The 17,772-nt window shown below is 37.3% G+C and carries 19 protein-coding genes; 6 read left to right on the plus strand and 13 right to left on the minus strand.

Going from position 1 to position 17,772, the window contains the following annotated elements; all coding sequences use genetic code 11:
- Positions 1–38: 38 nt before the first annotated feature.
- The 9 genes from ACM40_RS02800 to rsfS form a co-directional block, all read right to left on the minus strand.
- Positions 39–1,832 (minus strand): hypothetical protein, encoded by a 1,794-nt coding sequence (locus ACM40_RS02800; RefSeq protein ID WP_131705320.1) that lies wholly within the window; start codon positions 1,830–1,832, stop codon positions 39–41.
- A 156-nt stretch (positions 1,833–1,988) separates the two neighbouring features.
- Positions 1,989–2,978, minus strand: coding sequence for a helix-turn-helix transcriptional regulator (locus ACM40_RS02805; protein ID WP_048501300.1), 990 nt, complete (start codon positions 2,976–2,978; stop codon positions 1,989–1,991).
- A gap of 334 nt (positions 2,979–3,312) precedes the next feature.
- Positions 3,313–3,633 (minus strand): hypothetical protein, encoded by a 321-nt coding sequence (locus ACM40_RS02810; RefSeq protein ID WP_048501301.1) that lies wholly within the window; start codon positions 3,631–3,633, stop codon positions 3,313–3,315.
- Positions 3,634–3,639: 6 nt separating this feature from the next.
- Positions 3,640–4,053 (minus strand): hypothetical protein, encoded by a 414-nt coding sequence (locus ACM40_RS02815; RefSeq protein WP_048501302.1) that lies wholly within the window; start codon positions 4,051–4,053, stop codon positions 3,640–3,642.
- A gap of 235 nt (positions 4,054–4,288) precedes the next feature.
- Complete coding sequence (locus ACM40_RS02820) at positions 4,289–4,942, minus strand: phosphatidylserine decarboxylase family protein (protein ID WP_048501303.1); 654 nt, start codon at positions 4,940–4,942, stop codon at positions 4,289–4,291.
- Between the two features lie 4 nt (positions 4,943–4,946).
- Entirely contained in the window at positions 4,947–5,819 is an 873-nt protein-coding gene (locus ACM40_RS02825; RefSeq protein ID WP_048501304.1) for a phosphatidate cytidylyltransferase, read from the minus strand.
- A 24-nt stretch (positions 5,820–5,843) separates the two neighbouring features.
- On the minus strand, positions 5,844–6,425 hold the full coding sequence (locus tag ACM40_RS02830) for an LUD domain-containing protein (protein ID WP_048501305.1): 582 nt from the start codon (positions 6,423–6,425) through the stop codon (positions 5,844–5,846).
- A gap of 137 nt (positions 6,426–6,562) precedes the next feature.
- Positions 6,563–8,578: an ATP-dependent zinc metalloprotease FtsH gene (ftsH, locus tag ACM40_RS02835; RefSeq protein ID WP_048501306.1), complete on the minus strand. Its 2,016-nt coding sequence runs from the start codon at positions 8,576–8,578 to the stop codon at positions 6,563–6,565.
- Positions 8,579–8,594: 16 nt separating this feature from the next.
- Complete coding sequence (gene rsfS / locus ACM40_RS02840) at positions 8,595–8,963, minus strand: ribosome silencing factor (RefSeq protein WP_040993372.1); 369 nt, start codon at positions 8,961–8,963, stop codon at positions 8,595–8,597.
- A gap of 85 nt (positions 8,964–9,048) precedes the next feature.
- Between rsfS and ACM40_RS02845 the strand changes: the two genes are divergently transcribed.
- Positions 9,049–9,765, plus strand: a complete 717-nt coding sequence (locus ACM40_RS02845; RefSeq protein ID WP_048501307.1) for a biotin--[acetyl-CoA-carboxylase] ligase — start codon at positions 9,049–9,051, stop codon at positions 9,763–9,765.
- Here ACM40_RS02845 and ACM40_RS02850 read toward each other — a convergent pair.
- The 4 genes from ACM40_RS02850 to ACM40_RS02865 are packed head-to-tail and all read right to left on the minus strand — an operon-like array spanning position 9,759 to position 13,159.
- On the minus strand, positions 9,759–10,868 hold the full coding sequence (locus ACM40_RS02850) for an LptF/LptG family permease (RefSeq protein ID WP_048501705.1): 1,110 nt from the start codon (positions 10,866–10,868) through the stop codon (positions 9,759–9,761). The two genes, ACM40_RS02845 and ACM40_RS02850, sit on opposite strands and share 7 nt — an antisense overlap.
- A gap of 16 nt (positions 10,869–10,884) precedes the next feature.
- Positions 10,885–12,015: a tRNA guanosine(34) transglycosylase Tgt gene (tgt, locus tag ACM40_RS02855; RefSeq protein WP_048501308.1), complete on the minus strand. Its 1,131-nt coding sequence runs from the start codon at positions 12,013–12,015 to the stop codon at positions 10,885–10,887.
- 59 nt (positions 12,016–12,074) lie between these two features.
- Positions 12,075–12,446 carry a DUF4296 domain-containing protein gene (locus ACM40_RS02860; protein WP_048501706.1) on the minus strand — a complete coding sequence of 124 codons (372 nt, stop codon included), beginning with the start codon at positions 12,444–12,446 and terminating at the stop codon, positions 12,075–12,077.
- The gene (locus ACM40_RS02865) at positions 12,443–13,159 is read right to left on the minus strand and encodes a polyprenol monophosphomannose synthase (protein WP_048501309.1); all 717 of its coding nucleotides are present in this window, start codon (positions 13,157–13,159) and stop codon (positions 12,443–12,445) included. The genes ACM40_RS02860 and ACM40_RS02865 overlap by 4 nt, the downstream gene beginning before the upstream one ends.
- Before the next feature lie 79 nt (positions 13,160–13,238).
- On the opposite strand from ACM40_RS02865, the gene ACM40_RS02870 reads away from it, so the two are divergent.
- From ACM40_RS02870 to ACM40_RS02890, 5 genes are all read left to right on the plus strand, one after another.
- A complete protein-coding gene (locus ACM40_RS02870) occupies positions 13,239–13,907 on the plus strand; it encodes a DUF4271 domain-containing protein (RefSeq protein WP_117614848.1) in 669 nt (222 codons plus the stop codon).
- Positions 13,908–13,919: 12 nt separating this feature from the next.
- On the plus strand, positions 13,920–14,660 hold the full coding sequence (locus ACM40_RS02875; protein ID WP_034724052.1) for a uroporphyrinogen-III synthase: 741 nt from the start codon (positions 13,920–13,922) through the stop codon (positions 14,658–14,660).
- Positions 14,661–14,830: 170 nt separating this feature from the next.
- On the plus strand, positions 14,831–16,876 hold the full coding sequence (locus ACM40_RS02880) for a S9 family peptidase (RefSeq protein ID WP_048501311.1): 2,046 nt from the start codon (positions 14,831–14,833) through the stop codon (positions 16,874–16,876).
- A 12-nt stretch (positions 16,877–16,888) separates the two neighbouring features.
- On the plus strand, positions 16,889–17,278 hold the full coding sequence (locus ACM40_RS02885; RefSeq protein ID WP_048501707.1) for a four helix bundle protein: 390 nt from the start codon (positions 16,889–16,891) through the stop codon (positions 17,276–17,278).
- A 19-nt stretch (positions 17,279–17,297) separates the two neighbouring features.
- Complete coding sequence (locus tag ACM40_RS02890; RefSeq protein WP_048501312.1) at positions 17,298–17,639, plus strand: hypothetical protein; 342 nt, start codon at positions 17,298–17,300, stop codon at positions 17,637–17,639.
- Positions 17,640–17,772: the final 133 nt, after the last annotated feature.

A 17,772-nucleotide genomic window follows, 5' to 3' on the forward strand; every position in this document is an offset into this window, starting at 1 on the left:
ATATTTTTTAAACTATCAGAAATACAGCTACAGCTTTTTTACTGTGTATTAATTCCGTTAGTTTCCGCCTGTTTAATGGCCCAAGCCAGCATATTGGCAAACAATATTGAGTTTTGTACCTGCATACTTCCTGCTGAATAGCCGTTTCCTGCATATCCATACGCCGTTTTCTGTACCGGGAAGTATCCTCCTGAGCTTGGTGCGGCAAACGGCTCTATCGTATTACTGTTAAACTGGTTTCCGTTGGCGTTTTCATTACTTAAAAATCCTCCGTCTCCAAACCAGATGAAGTTCAAAGATGCATGTCTTAATCCTGAAATACCGGTTCTTGAAGTTGTACTGTTAATGGGCTGGGCATAGCTATATGGAATAAAACCACTTGTTAGCCCTGACATATTCACAGTTGTAGAAGCATCTTCGCCCCAGTTTTTCCCTCTCACATCTCCAAAAGGCCCGTTTAATATAGGGTCATTGGTATTGACCAGCGCATATACTGAACCGGCTCCGCCTCCATAAGATGAAGAAATCGTCGGGTCTGAGAAAATAGCTCTCATTACGTTTTGAGAAGAAGGAGTATCATCTTCAAATGCAATCACCACCCCTTTATTATTTAAATAATTGGCAAGATATCCGGCAGCTGTCGCGTCAGGAGTGTACGGATAACCTATAATTACAATATCCGGTTTAGCGTTTAATGATGTTAATAATGTAGCATTGCTAGGATTGGATCCTAATGAAGTATGACTATATCCTGCTGATTTTACAACACTTGATGTTGTAGTTCCAAAATTGGTAGGAGAATCCATCAGGCTTCTGGACGGCCCGGTATAAGCACTATATCCGTAAGCTGTTTCAGCCCCGATATGTAAAATCTTTTTTACAGGAATTGTCATTACTACAGTTACATTACATGTTGTTGCTCCATCTGCACTATTGGACGTAATGGTCATTACTTTATCTGCAGTAGAAGTCGGAGTTCCTGTGCCAGACAAAGTTACATTCTGGTTACCTGTAGCAGTAAAGGTCCCTGACCCACTGAATGAAATCCCGTCTACAGTATTGGTTGTGATTGAATAACTTCCTAAGGCAGAAACTACTACAGGCAGAGTAATTGTATTACTGGCCGTTAAAACCGATCCTTTTGTATATACTCCATTTACGGTAGCGCTGCCGCAGGATATTGAATAAGTTCCCGCAGAGCTTAAAACATTAACAGTAACAGCAGGTGTACATGTAACATTTACCCCGTTTGCAGAAAGCCCTACTGTATTTACCTGTACGGCGGCGGGTGTCCCTTGTCCGGGCACCTGTACGGTCTGTATGCCAGTGTTTAGGAAAACACCGGTCCCGTAAAAATTATAGCCGTTGGTGGTTGTACCGGTAATTGTGTAATTTCCGATTTTAGTTACATTAACAGAAATGGTTAGATAATTAGAAGCTGTCAACTCTTTGCCCTGAATATAGGTTCCCATTGCTTTGGAGTTCGAGCAGTCTATGGTAAAAACAGATTTCCCGATCTGTCCGCAGACACTTTTCCATTCACTGTCTGCAAGGCTCCAGTAATTGTAACAGTCTTCAGTGGTATTGAAAATGGTAAGCCCATCATCTTTTGCAGGGTTTATAACAATTGTATTTCTCTGAGCTTCCGTAAGACGGGGAATAAGAATTCCCTTGTTGTTATTGCCCGATACTACATCCAGCACACTGTTGGTATTGGGAGAAGTTGTATTAATCCCGACTGCTCCATTAGTACTTTGTGAGTAAAGCTCCCCAAAAATCAGAAATAAAGCCAGAAGCATGATTCTGATATGAATTGTAGATTTTGTCATCATTGTATTTTAAATTATTTAGTATTTGTTGCTTTAATTTTGCTTTGTGCTTAAAAAAAATTATTTGGTTTATGACATGCAAAGTTATCCACAGCAATCCTGCATCACTAAAATATGACTACGCAACACTACGCACGAGTAGAAAAACTCATGTTAGGCTTATATCTTAAGTATAAAGTTGTTAATGTTAATATCTGAAGGAATATCCAGTTTCTTTCTTATCCTGTACTTTCTGCTTTCGATGGCCCTTACACTGCTGTTGGTACACAATGCAATTTTTTTGGTATCAAAGTTCAGTCTCATTAACGCACAGATATGTATTTCTGAGCTGATAAGGCCGGAATTTATCTTCAAAAGGCTGGGTATAAAATCCGGAAAATAGGTCTGAAATTTTTCAAGAAAAAGAGGTGAATCTGTTTCTGCCAGTTCCAAAATTTCAGCAATATTATCTTCAGAAAGATTGTTATTAATGATCTGCTGCTTCATCAATTCATTATTGGTCTTAAGCAGATCTTCAATAGTAGAGTCTTTAATTTCCGTCTCCTTCATTAATCCGTTTATGAGTTTATCTTTTTGATGGATAAAGGATATATCGATAAGAAATGTAGTAAAGGAAAAAATAATATTCAGCAAACGTATGGTTTTAAAGTCTGCATTCATAATATACTTGCTCCTCGGTAAAAAATTCAGTTCAAAAAATAAACATCCGATGAAATTTAATGCAATAATGGCTACAATAAACAATATGGAATAATAGTCTTTTTTATAATTGAAAAAGAAAGGCAGCGCAAACAGAATTGAAAAGTAAAAATATTCAACGCCGGCATCCCTGGAAGTATACACATAGAAAAAACTTACTATAAAAGTCAGGATGATAAAAACTATGATTATGGTATTTTTTAAAATTTTACGGTACCTGCTGATTTTTCCTTCAACGGATATTAAAACACACCAGAAAAAAGTAATCATGATGAGAAATACAGAAATTACTGCATCTCCAAAAAAAAGGATAATAAATACCGAATAAAATAAAAACAGTAAAAAAAGAAATATCAGATAACGGTTGATCAGTTTGGCGTAATTCTGGTCAAAATCGTTATCAAAAACCTCATTTTCACTGTTCATTATTTCAGAAATCTTTTTCATCATATTCTAAAACATTTAAAGTGAAATTAAAAAATACGCAGGTAGACATTTGTACATATAAATTTATGAATTATCAAGATTCAATATTATAATATTTGTAATAAAATGTGTTTTTTAATAAAAAATACATAGATTATATCCCTGTTTATTGAAAAACAAAAATAACTATGCTCTTTTATGAATAAAAAAACAAATAAGTTTACAAGAAAAATTTAAAAGCTTACATTGGTAAATAAGTAAAATGGTAACTGTAAATCAGAAGATTATTCTCCTAAAAACAGAGGCAACAGAATATTTTTTTGACAAAACATTCAACTCTAACTACAAATTGCCGAAGTTATATTTTAAATATGCGCTTCCACTTTGAAATAGTGTTCCGGCTCATCTTAAAATGATTTGCCGTTTCTGCATTGTTAAGTTTATTTTTTTTCTGATATTCGAGGATATTTACTATTGATTTATGATCGTAGGAGCGAAGTTTTTGGTTTCCACATTCTGTTAAAAGTTCCGATTTACCAAAGATCAGGTTGTTTAAGGTAATAATATCTATTGCACTGCTGATCCTTTCAATCTTCTGCATAATCTTCATATCACCAATTTTTTCCGGGAATTTTTCTTCAATGATATCGGTATATATCTGTTTATAATCCGGTCCCATATCTTTTTATGCTTTTTTAATCCATTTATGAAGTGTTGTCTTAGGTATTCTGTATTTCAGAATCACTTCATTCACTGTCATTTCTTTGCTGGAGATCTTTCCTAATATGAAACTCTTCACTTCCTCGGTGTATATATTTTTCCTGAAAACAGGCAGATTACCTTTTTGTTGAGAAGGAGTTCCGGGATTGGCCGGAGGTGCATAAAGAATCAAATGCGCACTGTATATTCTGAAAAAATTGTAGCCCAGCAGCTTGCTCCATCTTAAAAGAAGAAAAGTGTCGATACTGCTTTGAAGATACATATTTTCAATTTCCTCTTCACTGCATTTCATAAACTTCTCTATTCTGCCGACAGGCATCTGAAGCTCGTTAACCCTTTCATGTATGAGTTTTCCAATGTGTATATTTTTTAAATTCATCCTCCATTAGTTTACCTTATAGAAAAATATAACTATTGCTATTGTGTTATCACAGACAAAATTATCAATAGCATTTATATTATCCTTACAATAGCATACTCATCGCTACGCACGAGTAGAGAAACTCATATGGGCGGATCATGAAAAAATGGGGTTCAACACATCTCAGTTTTCATATTAAAAACAAAAAAAGGAGAAATTTAATTTCTCCTTTCAATATTTTGATTGATCCCTATTAATCTTTCATTCTGGCAATTACATCCAGACCTCCTTTTGTAATATCTCCGATCTTACAGATAATTTCAGTGTCCAAAGGCAGAAATACATCCATTCTGGACCCGAATTTAATAAAACCAAACTCATGTCCCGCTTTTGCCTGATCCCCTTCATTACAGTAAAAAACAATCCTTCTGGCCACATATCCCGCAATCTGCCGGAAAACTACTTTATGATTGGTCCCAGTTTCCACGGCTACCGTAGTTCTTTCGTTCTCTGTAGATGATTTTTCATGCCAGGCAACAAGATATTTACCCGGATGGTATTTTTTATAGATCACTTTTCCCGAAACCGGATATCTGCAGATATGGACGTTTAACGGCGACATGAAAATAGACACCTGGATGGCTTTTTCCTTCAAGAATTCAGTCTCATCCACTTCTTTGATCATCACCACTTTTCCGTCTACCGGAGCAATCACATTTTCTCTGTGTTCCAAAATATTACGATCCGGAACTCTAAAGAACCAAAATACTAAACTGTAAACAACCAATAATGGCATAATGATCAGTAACGACCACATTTTAAGAAAATAAATAGCCAATACACTTATGATGATAAACAGTATTGTTGCTACCGTAATCGTTCCTTTCGATTCTCTGTGTAGTTTCATGAGATTAAATAAATTTTTCTAAAATAAAGTACAAATATACGACAGGAACGCAGATTAAAAAACTGTCCAGTCTGTCCAGCACACCTCCATGCCCCGGAATGATGTTTCCGCTGTCTTTTACCCCGAAATTTCTTTTCAGCTGACTTTCTACAAGATCTCCCAACGGAGCAAATGCAGCTACAAGGAAACCTACTACCATCCAGTTCCCGCGAAGTTCAGGCTGATAATGCTCTACAAAATAGGATAAAACCAATGTTAAGACAACGCCCCCGGCATACCCTTCCCAGGTCTTCTTTGGAGAGATTTTTGGGGCCATTTTATGTTTTCCGAAAAATTTTCCGGTAAGGTAGGCAAAAGTATCACTGCTCCATATCAGGATAAACAGGAAAAGAACTTCAAGCGAGAAGGTTCCGTCATAACTGGAAAACTTAGGCAGCCCCAGTGCAAAGCTGAAAGGCAATGCTACATAGATAACTGTAAAGATCAGCTTTCCGCTGTCGTAATAAAGCTCGTTGGGATATTTGAATAAAGTAATTACTGCAATAACAATAAGGGAAATTGCCAGTATTTCATTCAGCCTGAAATCAAAAAAGAAATCATGGTGGAAATATCTTTTGGAAAAAACATAGTAAATAAAAATGACAAGCGGAAGTACAATCCATTTTTCGTAGCCTTTCCCGAATTTCATGATCCTGATGCATTCCCATGTACCCACCAGCAGCAAAAGACTAATCAGTCCGAAATACAGGTATTCCTGCCTGATAAGTCCCGGATGGATATTGTTGATAAGCCGGGCTCCCAGCGGTGTTGTGCAAAGAATGATAACGGCAACGTAAACAAGTCCGGAAATGGTTCTTTGAATAAGGTTTTTGTCCAAAATGTAAAATTTATAAGTTGATGCTTAATCTTCAAGCAGCAATAAAAACAGTTTTGTATTCGTATGGGAAGAAGTATCCAGACTTGACTGGCCTCCGCTAATGGAAGTAAGGTTTTTGATATTCCCGTTTCTTTTTATTTTCCCCATTGCATCATTCAGGTTGTTCACGATTTGCGATACATTGGCCATGATAATGATTTTCCCGGGAAGCCTTGAAGAATGATAATGCAGGATATTATTGTGCGAAAGCATGATTCTGCCGTCATAGGCAATAAGGTATTCACAGGTAATAAAAGCCGCATCATTGGAACTCTCCATTTCTGAGGTAAACGGAGTTTTTACAACGTTCAAAAAACTTTGAAGTTCTTTATCCCAGCAGAAAACATTGGTGATTCCTTCTATTTTGACTATCTGATTCAAAGTCTGCAGGGCTTCCGCCTCATCGGCACAATAATTAAAAAATCCCCCTGAATGCGTAAACAGTTGCGCAAACTTATAGTCAAGATCCGCATTTTTCAGCGAATCCCCGAGCTTCTCCAGACTCTGTTTTTCCTCTTCCTCAGGCTGGTTGGTAAGTTTGCTTACAATCTTCTTGAATAAATTCAACTTAAATTATTTTTAGTCAACTTTATACAAAAATAGAAATAAATTATAATAGATTCTAAAAAACTGCCTTTAAATATGAAAAAAACCTGACAATTCTAAGACTGTCAGGTTTTTTTTAATATGTTTGGGAAGTATTTTTAAAGTTGAGTCGGGCTTTCCGGAGCCTGAATTTCATTACCTTCTTCCTTGTCTTTAATAATGATCTGCTCCTCCGGTTCTTTTGCCGTAGCAATTGTACTGGTAACAGGTCTTTCCGTTAATTCGGGATCCCATGCTCTTTTACCGAAGATATCTTCAAGGTCTTCACGGAAGATCACTTCTTTTTCCAGAAGCTTATTCGCTAAGGCATCAAGCTTATCTTTATTCTCATTTAGGATCTGAACAGCTCTTTGGTATTGATTTTCGATGATCGATTTGATCTCTGCATCAATTTTCGTAGCGGTTTCTTCAGAATAAGGTTTCCCGAAAGAATACTCAGACTGTCCTGAACTGTCATAATAGGATATGTTTCCGATATTTGGGCTTAACCCGTAGACTGTAACCATAGCCTGAGCTCTTTTCGTTACAGATTCCAGATCAGATAATGCACCTGTTGAAATATTGTTAAATATCACTTGTTCGGCAGCTCTTCCTCCTAATGTTGCACATAATTCGTCCAGCATTTGTTCAGTCGTCGTAAGCTGTCTTTCTTCCGGAAGATACCAGGCTGCTCCTAAAGAGCGCCCTCTCGGAACAATTGTTACTTTTAAAAGCGGAGCTGCATGTTCTACCAGCCATGAGATGGTGGCATGCCCTGCTTCGTGGTAAGCTACTCTCCTCTTCTCAGAAGGTTTGATCGCCATGTTTTTCTTTTCAAGACCACCGATGATTCTGTCTACAGCATCAAGGAAATCCTGTTTAGTTACAGAAGTATGACTGTTTCTCGCGGCAATAAGCGCTGCTTCGTTACACACATTGGCAATATCTGCCCCGCTGAATCCAGGAGTCTGCTTCGCAAGGAAATCTCTGTCTACATTCTCATCCAGCTTGATTTTCTTCAGGTGAACATCAAATATCTCTCTTCTTTCATGCAGTTCCGGAAGATCTACATAGATGGAACGGTCGAAACGTCCGGCTCTCATTAAAGCTTTATCTAAGATATCAGCTCTGTTGGTAGCAGCCATGACAATGACGTTAACATCTGTTCCGAAACCATCCATTTCTGTAAGAAGCTGGTTAAGGGTATTTTCTCTTTCATCGTTCCCGCCTGAGAAATTATTTTTTCCTCTTGCACGTCCGATTGCATCAATCTCATCAATAAAGATAATAGCCGGAGATTTGGCTTTTGCCTGGGCAAAAAGGTCTCTCACTCTCGATGCACCTACTCCAACGAACATTTCAACGAAATCTGAACCTGAAAGGGAGAAGAACGGCACTTTGGCTTCCCCTGCAACAGCTTTCGCCAATAAGGTTTTACCGGTTCCCGGAGGGCCTACTAAAAGGACACCTTTAGGAATCTTACCTCCCAGTTTCGTATATTTTTCTGAGTTTTTAAGGAAATCCACTACTTCCTGTACCTCTTCTTTAGCTCCTTCAAGACCTGCAACATCTTTAAATGTCACCTGGATTCTTTCCTTTTCGTCAAAAAGTTTCGCTTTGGATTTTCCGATGGAGAAGATCTGTCCGCCAGGACCTCCGCCTCCACCCATCTTTCTGAAAAGAAGGAAGTAGAAAAGTCCTAAAATCGCGATCCATATCAATGCCGAAACCAGGATATCCATGAATGGATTTTTGCCTGCTCCGTAATCTTTGGTTGTCGTGATTTTAGCATCTGCTGCTTTTATCTGATCAAATTTCTGAAGGAAAAGCTGAAGATCTCCATATTTTACAGAAAAATCTGCTTTTGGAGCCATATCGAATGCAGAAAGAGGATTGTTCTGATTGGCTGATTTATTGACCATTGCCGTCTTTGCTGCTTTTGTCAGGAAAACATCTGCTTTCTCTGTGTCTTTGTATATGATAACGTTTTGGACCTTTCCTGCCTGCATTTCCCTAAAGAAAGCATCCTCATCAATAGATTTTGCACTGTCGCCTCCTAAAAAATTGGAACCGAAAAATAACAAAAGAGCCACGATTGCAATTGGAAAAAACCAGTTGAATCCTTTATTGTTCATTTATACTTTTTAAAATTTAAAATTCATTTTCTATTTTCGTAATGGCTGCATCTCCCCAAAGTTCTTCAATATCGTAATATTCACGTATTTCTTTCTGGAAAATATGCACCACCACTGTTACGTAATCTACCAAAACCCACATGGAATTTTCGGTACCCTCTACATGCCAAGGTCTATCTTTAAGATCGTTTCTTACTTTTTTCTCTACACTTCCTGCCAATGCAGAAACCTGCGTATTGGAGTTTCCGCTACAAATTATAAAAGTTTCCGCTACAGAATTTTCTATTTTCGAAAGGTCGAAAATCATGATATCTTCTCCTTTTACATCCTGGATGGCTTCAACAATTTTATCTATTAGTGCCTGCTTTTCTGCTGTTTTATTCATTAAAATATCTATAATCTGCAAATTTATTGTTTTTCTTTTACTTTAACCTTACTTTTAGCCCTTTAAAGTCTTAAAGTTTTCTTAAATGGGTCAATTATTTTATTTAAAAGAGTGTTCTTCTACTAATGACGAAATATCACGGTTTTTACTTTACGGAGATTCGGATTTTATAGCTTTACATACGTTTAATCAAACTAAAGGCCGCGGACAATATGGAAACACATGGGCAGCGGCGGCCGGAAAAAATGTAGCGTATACACTGGCTGTAAAGGCTGAAAACGTTCTGCTCTCAGATTTTATATTCAATTACTATACCGCAGTTGTTATCCGGGATTTCCTTGCCAATTTGACTGATCATGATGTAAAAATAAAATGGCCGAACGATATTATCCTTAAAAATAAAAAAATCGTCGGAATTCTGATTGAAAAGAAAAAAATTAATCAAAATAATTATTTCATCATAGGTGCGGGATTCAATATCCTGCAGGATCAATTTGAGGAAATATCGCAGGCAGGATCACTTCTGACGCAGACCAGGCAGGTTTACGACCTTGATGAATTCGTCCTGAACCTTCATGAATATTTATTGGGGAAACTGAAAAATATTCCTTCCGAACAAGAAATTATCGACAGGTTCAACCTGAATTTATACCGTAAAAACGAAATCTCGGTCTTCGAAATTGAAAAAGAGAGACAAAATGGCATTATCCGGAATGCGGACGAAAAGGGCGAACTTTGGATAGAACTTGAGAAAGGCGGCTTAAAATCTTTCTACCATAAAGAAATCAAGCTTCTTTACTGATTGGCTCTTTTCAGATACAAATAAAGGGTAAGCGGGAAGAAAACCATGTTAGGCAGCCACATCGCTACAGCCGGCGACAGGCTTTTGTTCTCCGAAACTACTTTCAATGCTTCAAAAGAGAAAACAAAAACAAAGGCCAGGGAAATCCCTATGGCAAGATTGACTCCCAAACCTCCTCTTTTTTTCTGGGAAGCCAGGGAAAGTGCCAGGAACGTTAAAATAATAATAGAAACAGGCATTGAGGTTCTCTGATGAAACTCGTTAAGATAGGAATTCAGGTTACTGTTTCCTTTTTCTTTTTCCCTTTCTATAAATTTTATAAGCTCGGGAGTGGTTTTGTTCTGACCGAGAAGCTCATTCGGGAAAAGCTCTTCAGGAGAATGCCCGTAACTTTTCCTTATTTCGACGCCATTCCCCAGTTTTTCAGTATTGTCTTTGTTGATGGTTTTTTCTAAATAATTGGTGAGAATAAACTGTTTTTTTGCTTTATCCCAATATACTTCGGATGACTTGAGTTCATAGGTCATCTTTCTGGATTTATCAAATTTCTGGTACACAAAGCCTGAACCTCTGGTTTCTCTTTTATTCCAGGAGTTAACGAAGATGTATTCCGTTTTGCTTAACTGGGCGGATGCAGGACCTGTGCCCAGGATTTTTTCTTTATTGGCAGCGTTATAGGTATAGGCTTCCAGCTCATTTTTTTTGATATTGGCCCACGGAAGCACCATGTGATTCACTACAAGCGATATCATTGCAATAAAAAGGGAAGTATAAAGATAAGGTTTTGCAAATCTGTGAAAACTGGCTCCACTGCTGATTACCGCAACAATTTCAGTATTATTTGCCATTCTGGAGGTGAAATAAATCACGGAAATAAATACCAGAATGGAAAGGAAGGTTACAACCAGATTAATGATCCAGAAGGGATAGAAGTTAATCAGAAAGTACATTAAATCCAGTTTGGGATCTAATGCTTTTGCGTTTTCTATCCTTGGGATTTTCTGCTGTACATCGATTACCAATACAACAATAGACAGCAATATCAGCATGAAACTGAATGTTCCAAGGTATTTTTTTATGATATATCTGTCTATAATCTTGATCATGATATTCTCTATTTTAAAGTCTCTGTCTAAGAACCGGTACTACAGATTTTTTCCATTCGTAGAAGTCACCTGCCACGATATGTTCTCTTGCCACTTTCACAAGGTCTAAGTAAAATGCCAGATTGTGTACGGATGCAATCTGCTTGGCAAGATATTCTTTTGACACAAATAAATGGCGTAGATATGCTTTTGAATACTCTCTGTCTACATAACTTGTTCCAAACTCATCCAGAGGGGAAAAGTCACGCTTCCATTTTTCATTTTTAAGATTCATCACGCCCTGCCACGTGAAAAGCATGGCATTTCTTGCATTTCGGGTAGGCATTACGCAGTCCATCATATCGATTCCAAGGCCGATGGATTCAAGGATATTCCAGGGAGTTCCTACTCCCATCAGGTATCTTGGTTTGTCTTTTGGAAGGATATCCGTTACTTCATCGGTAATTCTGTACATTTCTTCTTCCGGTTCTCCTACGGAAAGCCCTCCGATGGCATTTCCTTCTGCCCCGGCTTCAGAAATCACTTCAGCTGAAATTTTTCTGAGATCCGAATAGGTAGAACCCTGAACAATCGGGAACAGCCTTTGCTTATGACCGTAAATCTCTTTATTTTCTTCTGTCCAGTCAATACATCTCTTCAGCCAGCGGTGGGTAAGCTCCATGGATAATTTTGCCTGGTTGTATTCGCAAGGATAAGGTGTGCATTCATCAAAAGCCATAAATATATCCGCTCCGATCTGTCTCTGGATCTCCATAGACTTTTCAGGGGTAAACATATGATAGCTTCCATCAATATGAGATTTGAATTTCACTCCTTCTTCCGACATTTTTCTGCTTTTGGAAAGTGAAAACACCTGAAAACCTCCTGAATCGGTAAGAATAGGCAGATCCCAGTTCATAAATTTGTGCAGCCCTCCTGCTTCCTGCATAATATCCATGGTAGGACGAAGATACAGGTGATAAGTATTCCCCAGGATAATCTGGGCTTTAATGTCTTCTTTTAATTCTCTCTGATGAACGGTTTTTACACTTGCTACCGTTCCTACAGGCATAAAGATAGGCGTCTGAATCTTTCCGTGATCTGTGGTGATCTCTCCTGCCCGTGCTTTTCCTTCAGAGGTTTTTTCTATATTAAAAAATTTCATTCGTATATTCTTTTATTTCAACGGGCCTGTACTGGACAGAGCTCGTTTCCGCATCATTATTATCTATTGAAAGCGGGTGGTGTACTCCCGTTTTTTTTCAGTTTATCCTGAATATATTGATCTGCTTTCGGATCTTTTTTTACTACTATTTTCTGTGCATCCTCCGCAATATCCTTCATTTTGTCTTTAACGACATAGTATTTAAAACTATCTATAAAATCCTGCGATTTTATGTTGTGTGTTTTGAGTACAAATCTTGTTCCTGCTTCTAAATTTTTGTTTGGGTATACGATAACCGCCTGATCCGTTATAGAAAGATCGGCTAGGATCTCAGCCATCTTGTCGGGCTCGATCAGGTTTTTAGGTTTGTCGATATAGTCGCCGCATGAGAACATGCACAGCATAACGAAAATGAAGATCAGCTTTTTCATAATCTGTTGATTATTGACTTCCATTTTAAATTTAAAACTCCAAACACGGCTTCATGAATAATACCGCCATTCATTTTGCTTTCTCCTAAAATTCTGTTGGTAAATATAATAGGAACTTCCACAATTTTAAAACCTTTTTTAAAAGCACGGAATTTCATTTCAATCTGGAAGCCATAGCCTTTCAGTTTTACATTATCCAATCCTATCTCTTCAAGAACTTCCCTGGAAAAGCAGACAAAGCCTGCTGTAGTATCATGAATAGGAAGTCCCAGAATAAACCGCACATATTTAGAAGCAAAATAAGACAGCAATACCCGTCCCATAGGCCAGTTTACCACATTTACCCCTTTTGAATACCGTGACCCGATTGCCATATCTGCATTCAGACAGGCTTCAAAAAGTTTGGGCAGATCATTCGGATTATGTGAGAAATCGGCATCCATCTCAAAAATATAGTCATATTTATTTTCGATGGCCCATTTAAATCCATGGATATAGGCTTTTCCCAAACCGTCTTTCACATGTCTTACCGACAGGTGAAGATAATGAGGAAATTGCTTTTGCAGCTTCCTTACAATATCAGCCGTTCCATCCGGAGAAGAGTCATCCACCACTAAAATATGAAAATCGTCCTCCAATGCAAAAACCGCGGAAATAATATTTTCAATATTTTCCTTTTCGTTATAGGTAGGGATAATGACGAGTTTTTTCATTTCAGTTTGCAAAGATAGTTTATTTAACCTTTTTATTTTATACAAAATAATCTATAATTTTGCAAAAAAAATATTCCTTTTGCTGTTATCACAAAATTTCATAAACCATGTAAGAATACCTGAGAATAATGACTGGGTAATCTTTATTTTAATAGGATGCATATTCTTATATGTCTTCATGATGAATGTTATCGAAAGGGATGCCAGCCTGAAAGATTTTCTGCTTCAGAAATATTTTGATGCCAGCAATAACCTTCCGAGTTGGATTATAACCTCTTGTGTAACGGCCCTTACCCTGTCTGTTTTACTTTCACAATACATCCCTGTTATTCCAAAATATATTAATGATCTGCATGTTTTAGGATACCAGCTTAATAAATTTGGGTATACATTACTAGCAGTTGCATTTTTTTACGTTTCTAAATCTGCCCTGGGCTTTTTATTTTATCAAAGTATAGGCGACGGCAGAAAATGGTCTGTTTTTTATTTTACCTCCACAAAATTTTACTTCATCCTGTCATTTTTACTGATAATTTTGTGTGTAACCCACTATTATTTCCCCGTAGACAGAAATAAAATATTTTTATACTATTTCGGATTCTTTGCATTTGTCGCCGTTTTCAAGATTTTCTTCTATTTGTTTCACAAAAACAACATACTTCCCGAAAAATGGTATTATAAATTTTTGTATATTTGCACCCTCCAAATCGCACCTTTATTGTTGCTTTGGAAGTTGTTATTTTTTTAATAAAAGTCAATGATGAGAATAAAGTCTATATTGGTTTCTCAACCAGCGCCTAGTGAGTCTTCTCCATATCTGGATATAGCAAAGAAGGAAAAAATAAAGATTGATTTCCGTCCTTTCATCCACGTCGAAGGAGTTGACAACAAAGAACTCAGAACTCAGAAGATAGATCTGACGCAGTTTACCGGGATTATTTTCACCAGCAAAAATGCGATAGACCACTACTTCAGACTTGCCGAAGAATTGCGTTTTGCCGTTCCGGATACGATGAGATACATCTGCCAGTCTGAGGCGATTGCCAACTATCTTCAGAAACATATTGTTTATAGAAAGAGAAAGATCAGCTTTGGGGAGAAAAACTTCTCGGATCTTCTGCCTCTGTTTAAAAAATTCCCGACTGAAAAATACCTTCTGCCATCTTCAGATGTCTTAAGCCCGGATATTGTGAAAACAATGGAAACAGCGAATGTAGACTGGACAAGAGCCATTATGTACAGAACGGTATGCAGCGATCTTACGGATATCAATGCCAAGGATTATGATATGCTGATATTTTTCAGCCCGCAGGGAATCAAATCTCTTCAACAGAACTTCCCGGACTTCAAACAGGAGGAAACAAAAATCGGTGTTTTCGGAAATACGACTTTAGCAGCAGCGGAAGAAGCAGGCTTAAAGGTAGATCTTATGGCTCCTACAAAGGAAACCCCATCGATGACTATGGCCCTTGAAAAGTATATTAAAGCGCTTCATAAATAGCTTTTAATATTTAATATAATATAGCCGTCTTTTCAATACAGGAAAGATGGCTTTTTTTTAACTAAATTTGAACAAAAATTAATATTGAATGAAATGACACTTTATCAGTTACCCATAAAAAGGAAAATTGATAATGTAAATTCCACCAAGCCCATAAATTAAAATATTGAATGAAAGCTCCACAGGCAAAAAAAATAGAACACATACTGGAAATACACGGCGACAGAAGAATTGATAATTACTTCTGGCTTAATGAAAGGGAAAATCCTGAAGTCATCAAATACCTTGAAGAGGAAAATGCCTATGAAGAGTTCATGATGAAAGACACAGAAGCTTTTCAGGAAGAGCTTTTCGAAGAAATGAAAGCACGTTACAAAAAAGACGATGAATCACTTCCTTATTTCTTTAACGGATACTGGTATATTGTACGCTATGAAGAAGGAAAAGAATATCCGATCTTTTGCAGAAAGCATAAAAGCCTCGATAATACTGAGGAAATTATCGTTAACGTTAATATTTTGGCAGAAGGAGAAACCTATTTTGAGGTAGGAAGCGTTGCTGTTTCCCCGGACAACAAGCTGGTTTCTTTTTCTTCAGACAACGTAAGCCGCAGGATCTATACCATTAATTTTAAAGATCTTATAACCGGGGAAACTTTACCGGACCAGATTCACAACACCACAGGAAAAGCGGTCTGGGCAAATGATAACGAACACGTTTTTTATATCAGAAAAGATGAAAGCCTGCGTGCATTTCAGGTTTACCGTCATAAGCTGGGCACTGATTCCGCAGAAGACATTCTGATTTTTCATGAAGAGGATGATACTTTTGATGTAAATGTTTTCAAGACAAAGTCTATGGAGTACATCTTCATTGCAAGCTCAAGTACCATTTCCGATGAGCACAGATTCATTCCTTCAGACAATGTTTTTGCAGAATGGAAAATTATCCAGCCCAGAATAGATGATCTGGAATATTCAGTAGAGCATTTTGAAGATGAATTTTATATCATTACGAATGCAGATGGGGCAACCAATTTTAAGATCGTAAAAACTAAAATTGACAATTGCGGAATGGAAAACTGGGTAGATGTAATTCCACACCGTGCTGAAGTCCTCCTGGAAGGTTTTGAAATTTTCAGGGATTACCTTGTTCTTGAAGAAAGAGAAGAAGGGCTTCTGCAGATCAAGGTTATTGATGAGAAAACCCAGGAAGCTTACTACCTCCCATTTTCTGACCCAACTTATACTGCTTACATCGGGATCAATATGGAGTTTGACACGGAAGTCCTTCGCTATGGCTATACATCGCTAACGCAGCCAAGCTCAACGTATGAGTATAACATGAAGGAGAAAACCACCCAGCTTCTGAAACAGCAGGAAGTTCTTGGAGGAAAATTCCTTCCCGAAAATTATATCTCTGAAAGAATCTGGGCAGAATCCAGAGACGGGGAAACAAGAATTCCTATTTCATTGGTTTACCATAAAGACACGAAGAAATCTGCAGATACTCCATTGCTTTTATATGGCTACGGAAGCTACGGGCATACCGTGGATGCCAGCTTTTCCAATGTAAGACTTTCCATTTTAGACAGAGGATTCATTTATGCTATTGCTCACATCCGTGGTGGAGAATACCTGGGAAGAGAATGGTATGAGGACGGGAAAATGCTTTATAAGAAAAATACATTCTTCGATTTTATTGATGCAGGGAAGCATTTAATTAAGGAAAACTATACATCATCACAACATATATACGCAATGGGCGGAAGTGCTGGCGGTCTTCTTGTGGGAGCTGTGGTCAATTACGAGCCAAAGCTTTTTAACGGAATTGTAGCACAGGTTCCTTTTGTAGATGTGGTGACCACCATGCTGGATGAAACCATTCCGCTGACCACCGGAGAATATGATGAATGGGGAAATCCCAACGATAAGGAATATTATCAGTACATGAAGGAATATTCACCCTATGACAATGTAGAGGCAAAAGATTATCCTCACATGCTGATCACAACAGGCCTTCACGATTCCCAGGTACAATATTGGGAACCGGCAAAATGGACTGCAAAACTACGAGAGCTGAAAACAGACAATAATCTTTTATTATTCAAAACGGATATGAGCTCGGGCCACGGCGGAGCCAGCGGAAGATTTGAATCCCTGAAGGAAGATGCGCTGGAATATGCATTTTTACTTAAAATAAATGATAATCGATAAATGATGATTGATATGGATACAGATAACAATTATAATCAGATATTTTCAAAAAGGACCAAATCTTTGACAATAACTATTATTAATGAGTTGTCTGATGTTCCTTATTCGGATAAGATATCAAATATCAGAAAGCAGATTTTCAGGTCAGCATCATCAACAGCCAGTAATTACAGGGCAATGTGCAGAGCCCGTTCTTTAAAAGAAAAGTATTCCAAAATATGTATTGTTGTAGAAGAAGCAGATGAAACATTATTTTGGCTGGAGCTCATTGATGAACTAAATCTTCTTGAAGTAGAAAGAGTTAAAAACCTACTTAAAGAAGCAGATGAAATAGTAAAGGCAACATCGTCTTATAAAAAGAAATTAAGTGAAGACTTAAAACGTATTAATAATCAATTATAAATTATCATTTATCAATTATATGAACGAATCCGAATACTGGCAAAAAGTAGAGCAGTTTTTTATAGAAAATTTTGACACTGAAAAAAACGCCCCCATTGAAACTTATTTGTTTTTAATAGGCCTTCAGGAATTGGGAAGCGGCCAGCAGAAATATACAAAAGATGATAAAGTGAATTTAATTCATATTGCGGTTTGCAGATTGCTGGAACCTTTTGGATATTACAAATTCACTCATTACGATGATGATGGATATCCTCATTTTGATAAACTGGAAGAACTTCCGGAACTGAAGCCAAACGAGCAGTCTCTTTTAATGAAAAAAGCAATTATACAATATTTTCAGGAAGAAGAGTTGATTTGATAAGTTTAAATCAATTTGAGAATTTGAAAATGAGTTAATTTGAAAATTTGATGACGGTCATTTTTCAAATGAATTCCTGAATTCCGAAAGCAAAAAAACAGATTGGTCTGCCTGTATAAATTTCTAGAGAATA

The sequence above is a fragment of the Chryseobacterium sp. BLS98 genome (assembly GCF_001045445.1).
Taxonomy (GTDB): Bacteria; Bacteroidota; Bacteroidia; order Flavobacteriales; family Weeksellaceae; genus Chryseobacterium.

Coding starts and splice junctions, on each gene's coding strand:
- ACM40_RS02800 (WP_131705320.1), bottom strand. CDS start 1,832: ATGATGACAAAATCTACAATTCATATCAGAATCATGCTTCTGGCTTTA.
- ACM40_RS02805 (WP_048501300.1), bottom strand. CDS start 2,978: ATGATGAAAAAGATTTCTGAAATAATGAACAGTGAAAATGAGGTTTTT.
- ACM40_RS02810 (WP_048501301.1), bottom strand. CDS start 3,633: ATGGGACCGGATTATAAACAGATATATACCGATATCATTGAAGAAAAA.
- ACM40_RS02815 (WP_048501302.1), bottom strand. CDS start 4,053: ATGAATTTAAAAAATATACACATTGGAAAACTCATACATGAAAGGGTT.
- ACM40_RS02820 (WP_048501303.1), bottom strand. CDS start 4,942: ATGAAACTACACAGAGAATCGAAAGGAACGATTACGGTAGCAACAATA.
- ftsH (WP_048501306.1), bottom strand. CDS start 8,578: ATGAACAATAAAGGATTCAACTGGTTTTTTCCAATTGCAATCGTGGCT.
- rsfS (WP_040993372.1), bottom strand. CDS start 8,963: ATGAATAAAACAGCAGAAAAGCAGGCACTAATAGATAAAATTGTTGAA.
- ACM40_RS02845 (WP_048501307.1), top strand. CDS start 9,049: ATGGGTCAATTATTTTATTTAAAAGAGTGTTCTTCTACTAATGACGAA.
- tgt (WP_048501308.1), bottom strand. CDS start 12,015: ATGAAATTTTTTAATATAGAAAAAACCTCTGAAGGAAAAGCACGGGCA.
- ACM40_RS02860 (WP_048501706.1), bottom strand. CDS start 12,446: ATGAAAAAGCTGATCTTCATTTTCGTTATGCTGTGCATGTTCTCATGC.
- ACM40_RS02865 (WP_048501309.1), bottom strand. CDS start 13,159: ATGAAAAAACTCGTCATTATCCCTACCTATAACGAAAAGGAAAATATT.
- ACM40_RS02875 (WP_034724052.1), top strand. CDS start 13,920: ATGAGAATAAAGTCTATATTGGTTTCTCAACCAGCGCCTAGTGAGTCT.
- ACM40_RS02880 (WP_048501311.1), top strand. CDS start 14,831: ATGAAAGCTCCACAGGCAAAAAAAATAGAACACATACTGGAAATACAC.
- ACM40_RS02885 (WP_048501707.1), top strand. CDS start 16,889: ATGGATACAGATAACAATTATAATCAGATATTTTCAAAAAGGACCAAA.
- ACM40_RS02890 (WP_048501312.1), top strand. CDS start 17,298: ATGAACGAATCCGAATACTGGCAAAAAGTAGAGCAGTTTTTTATAGAA.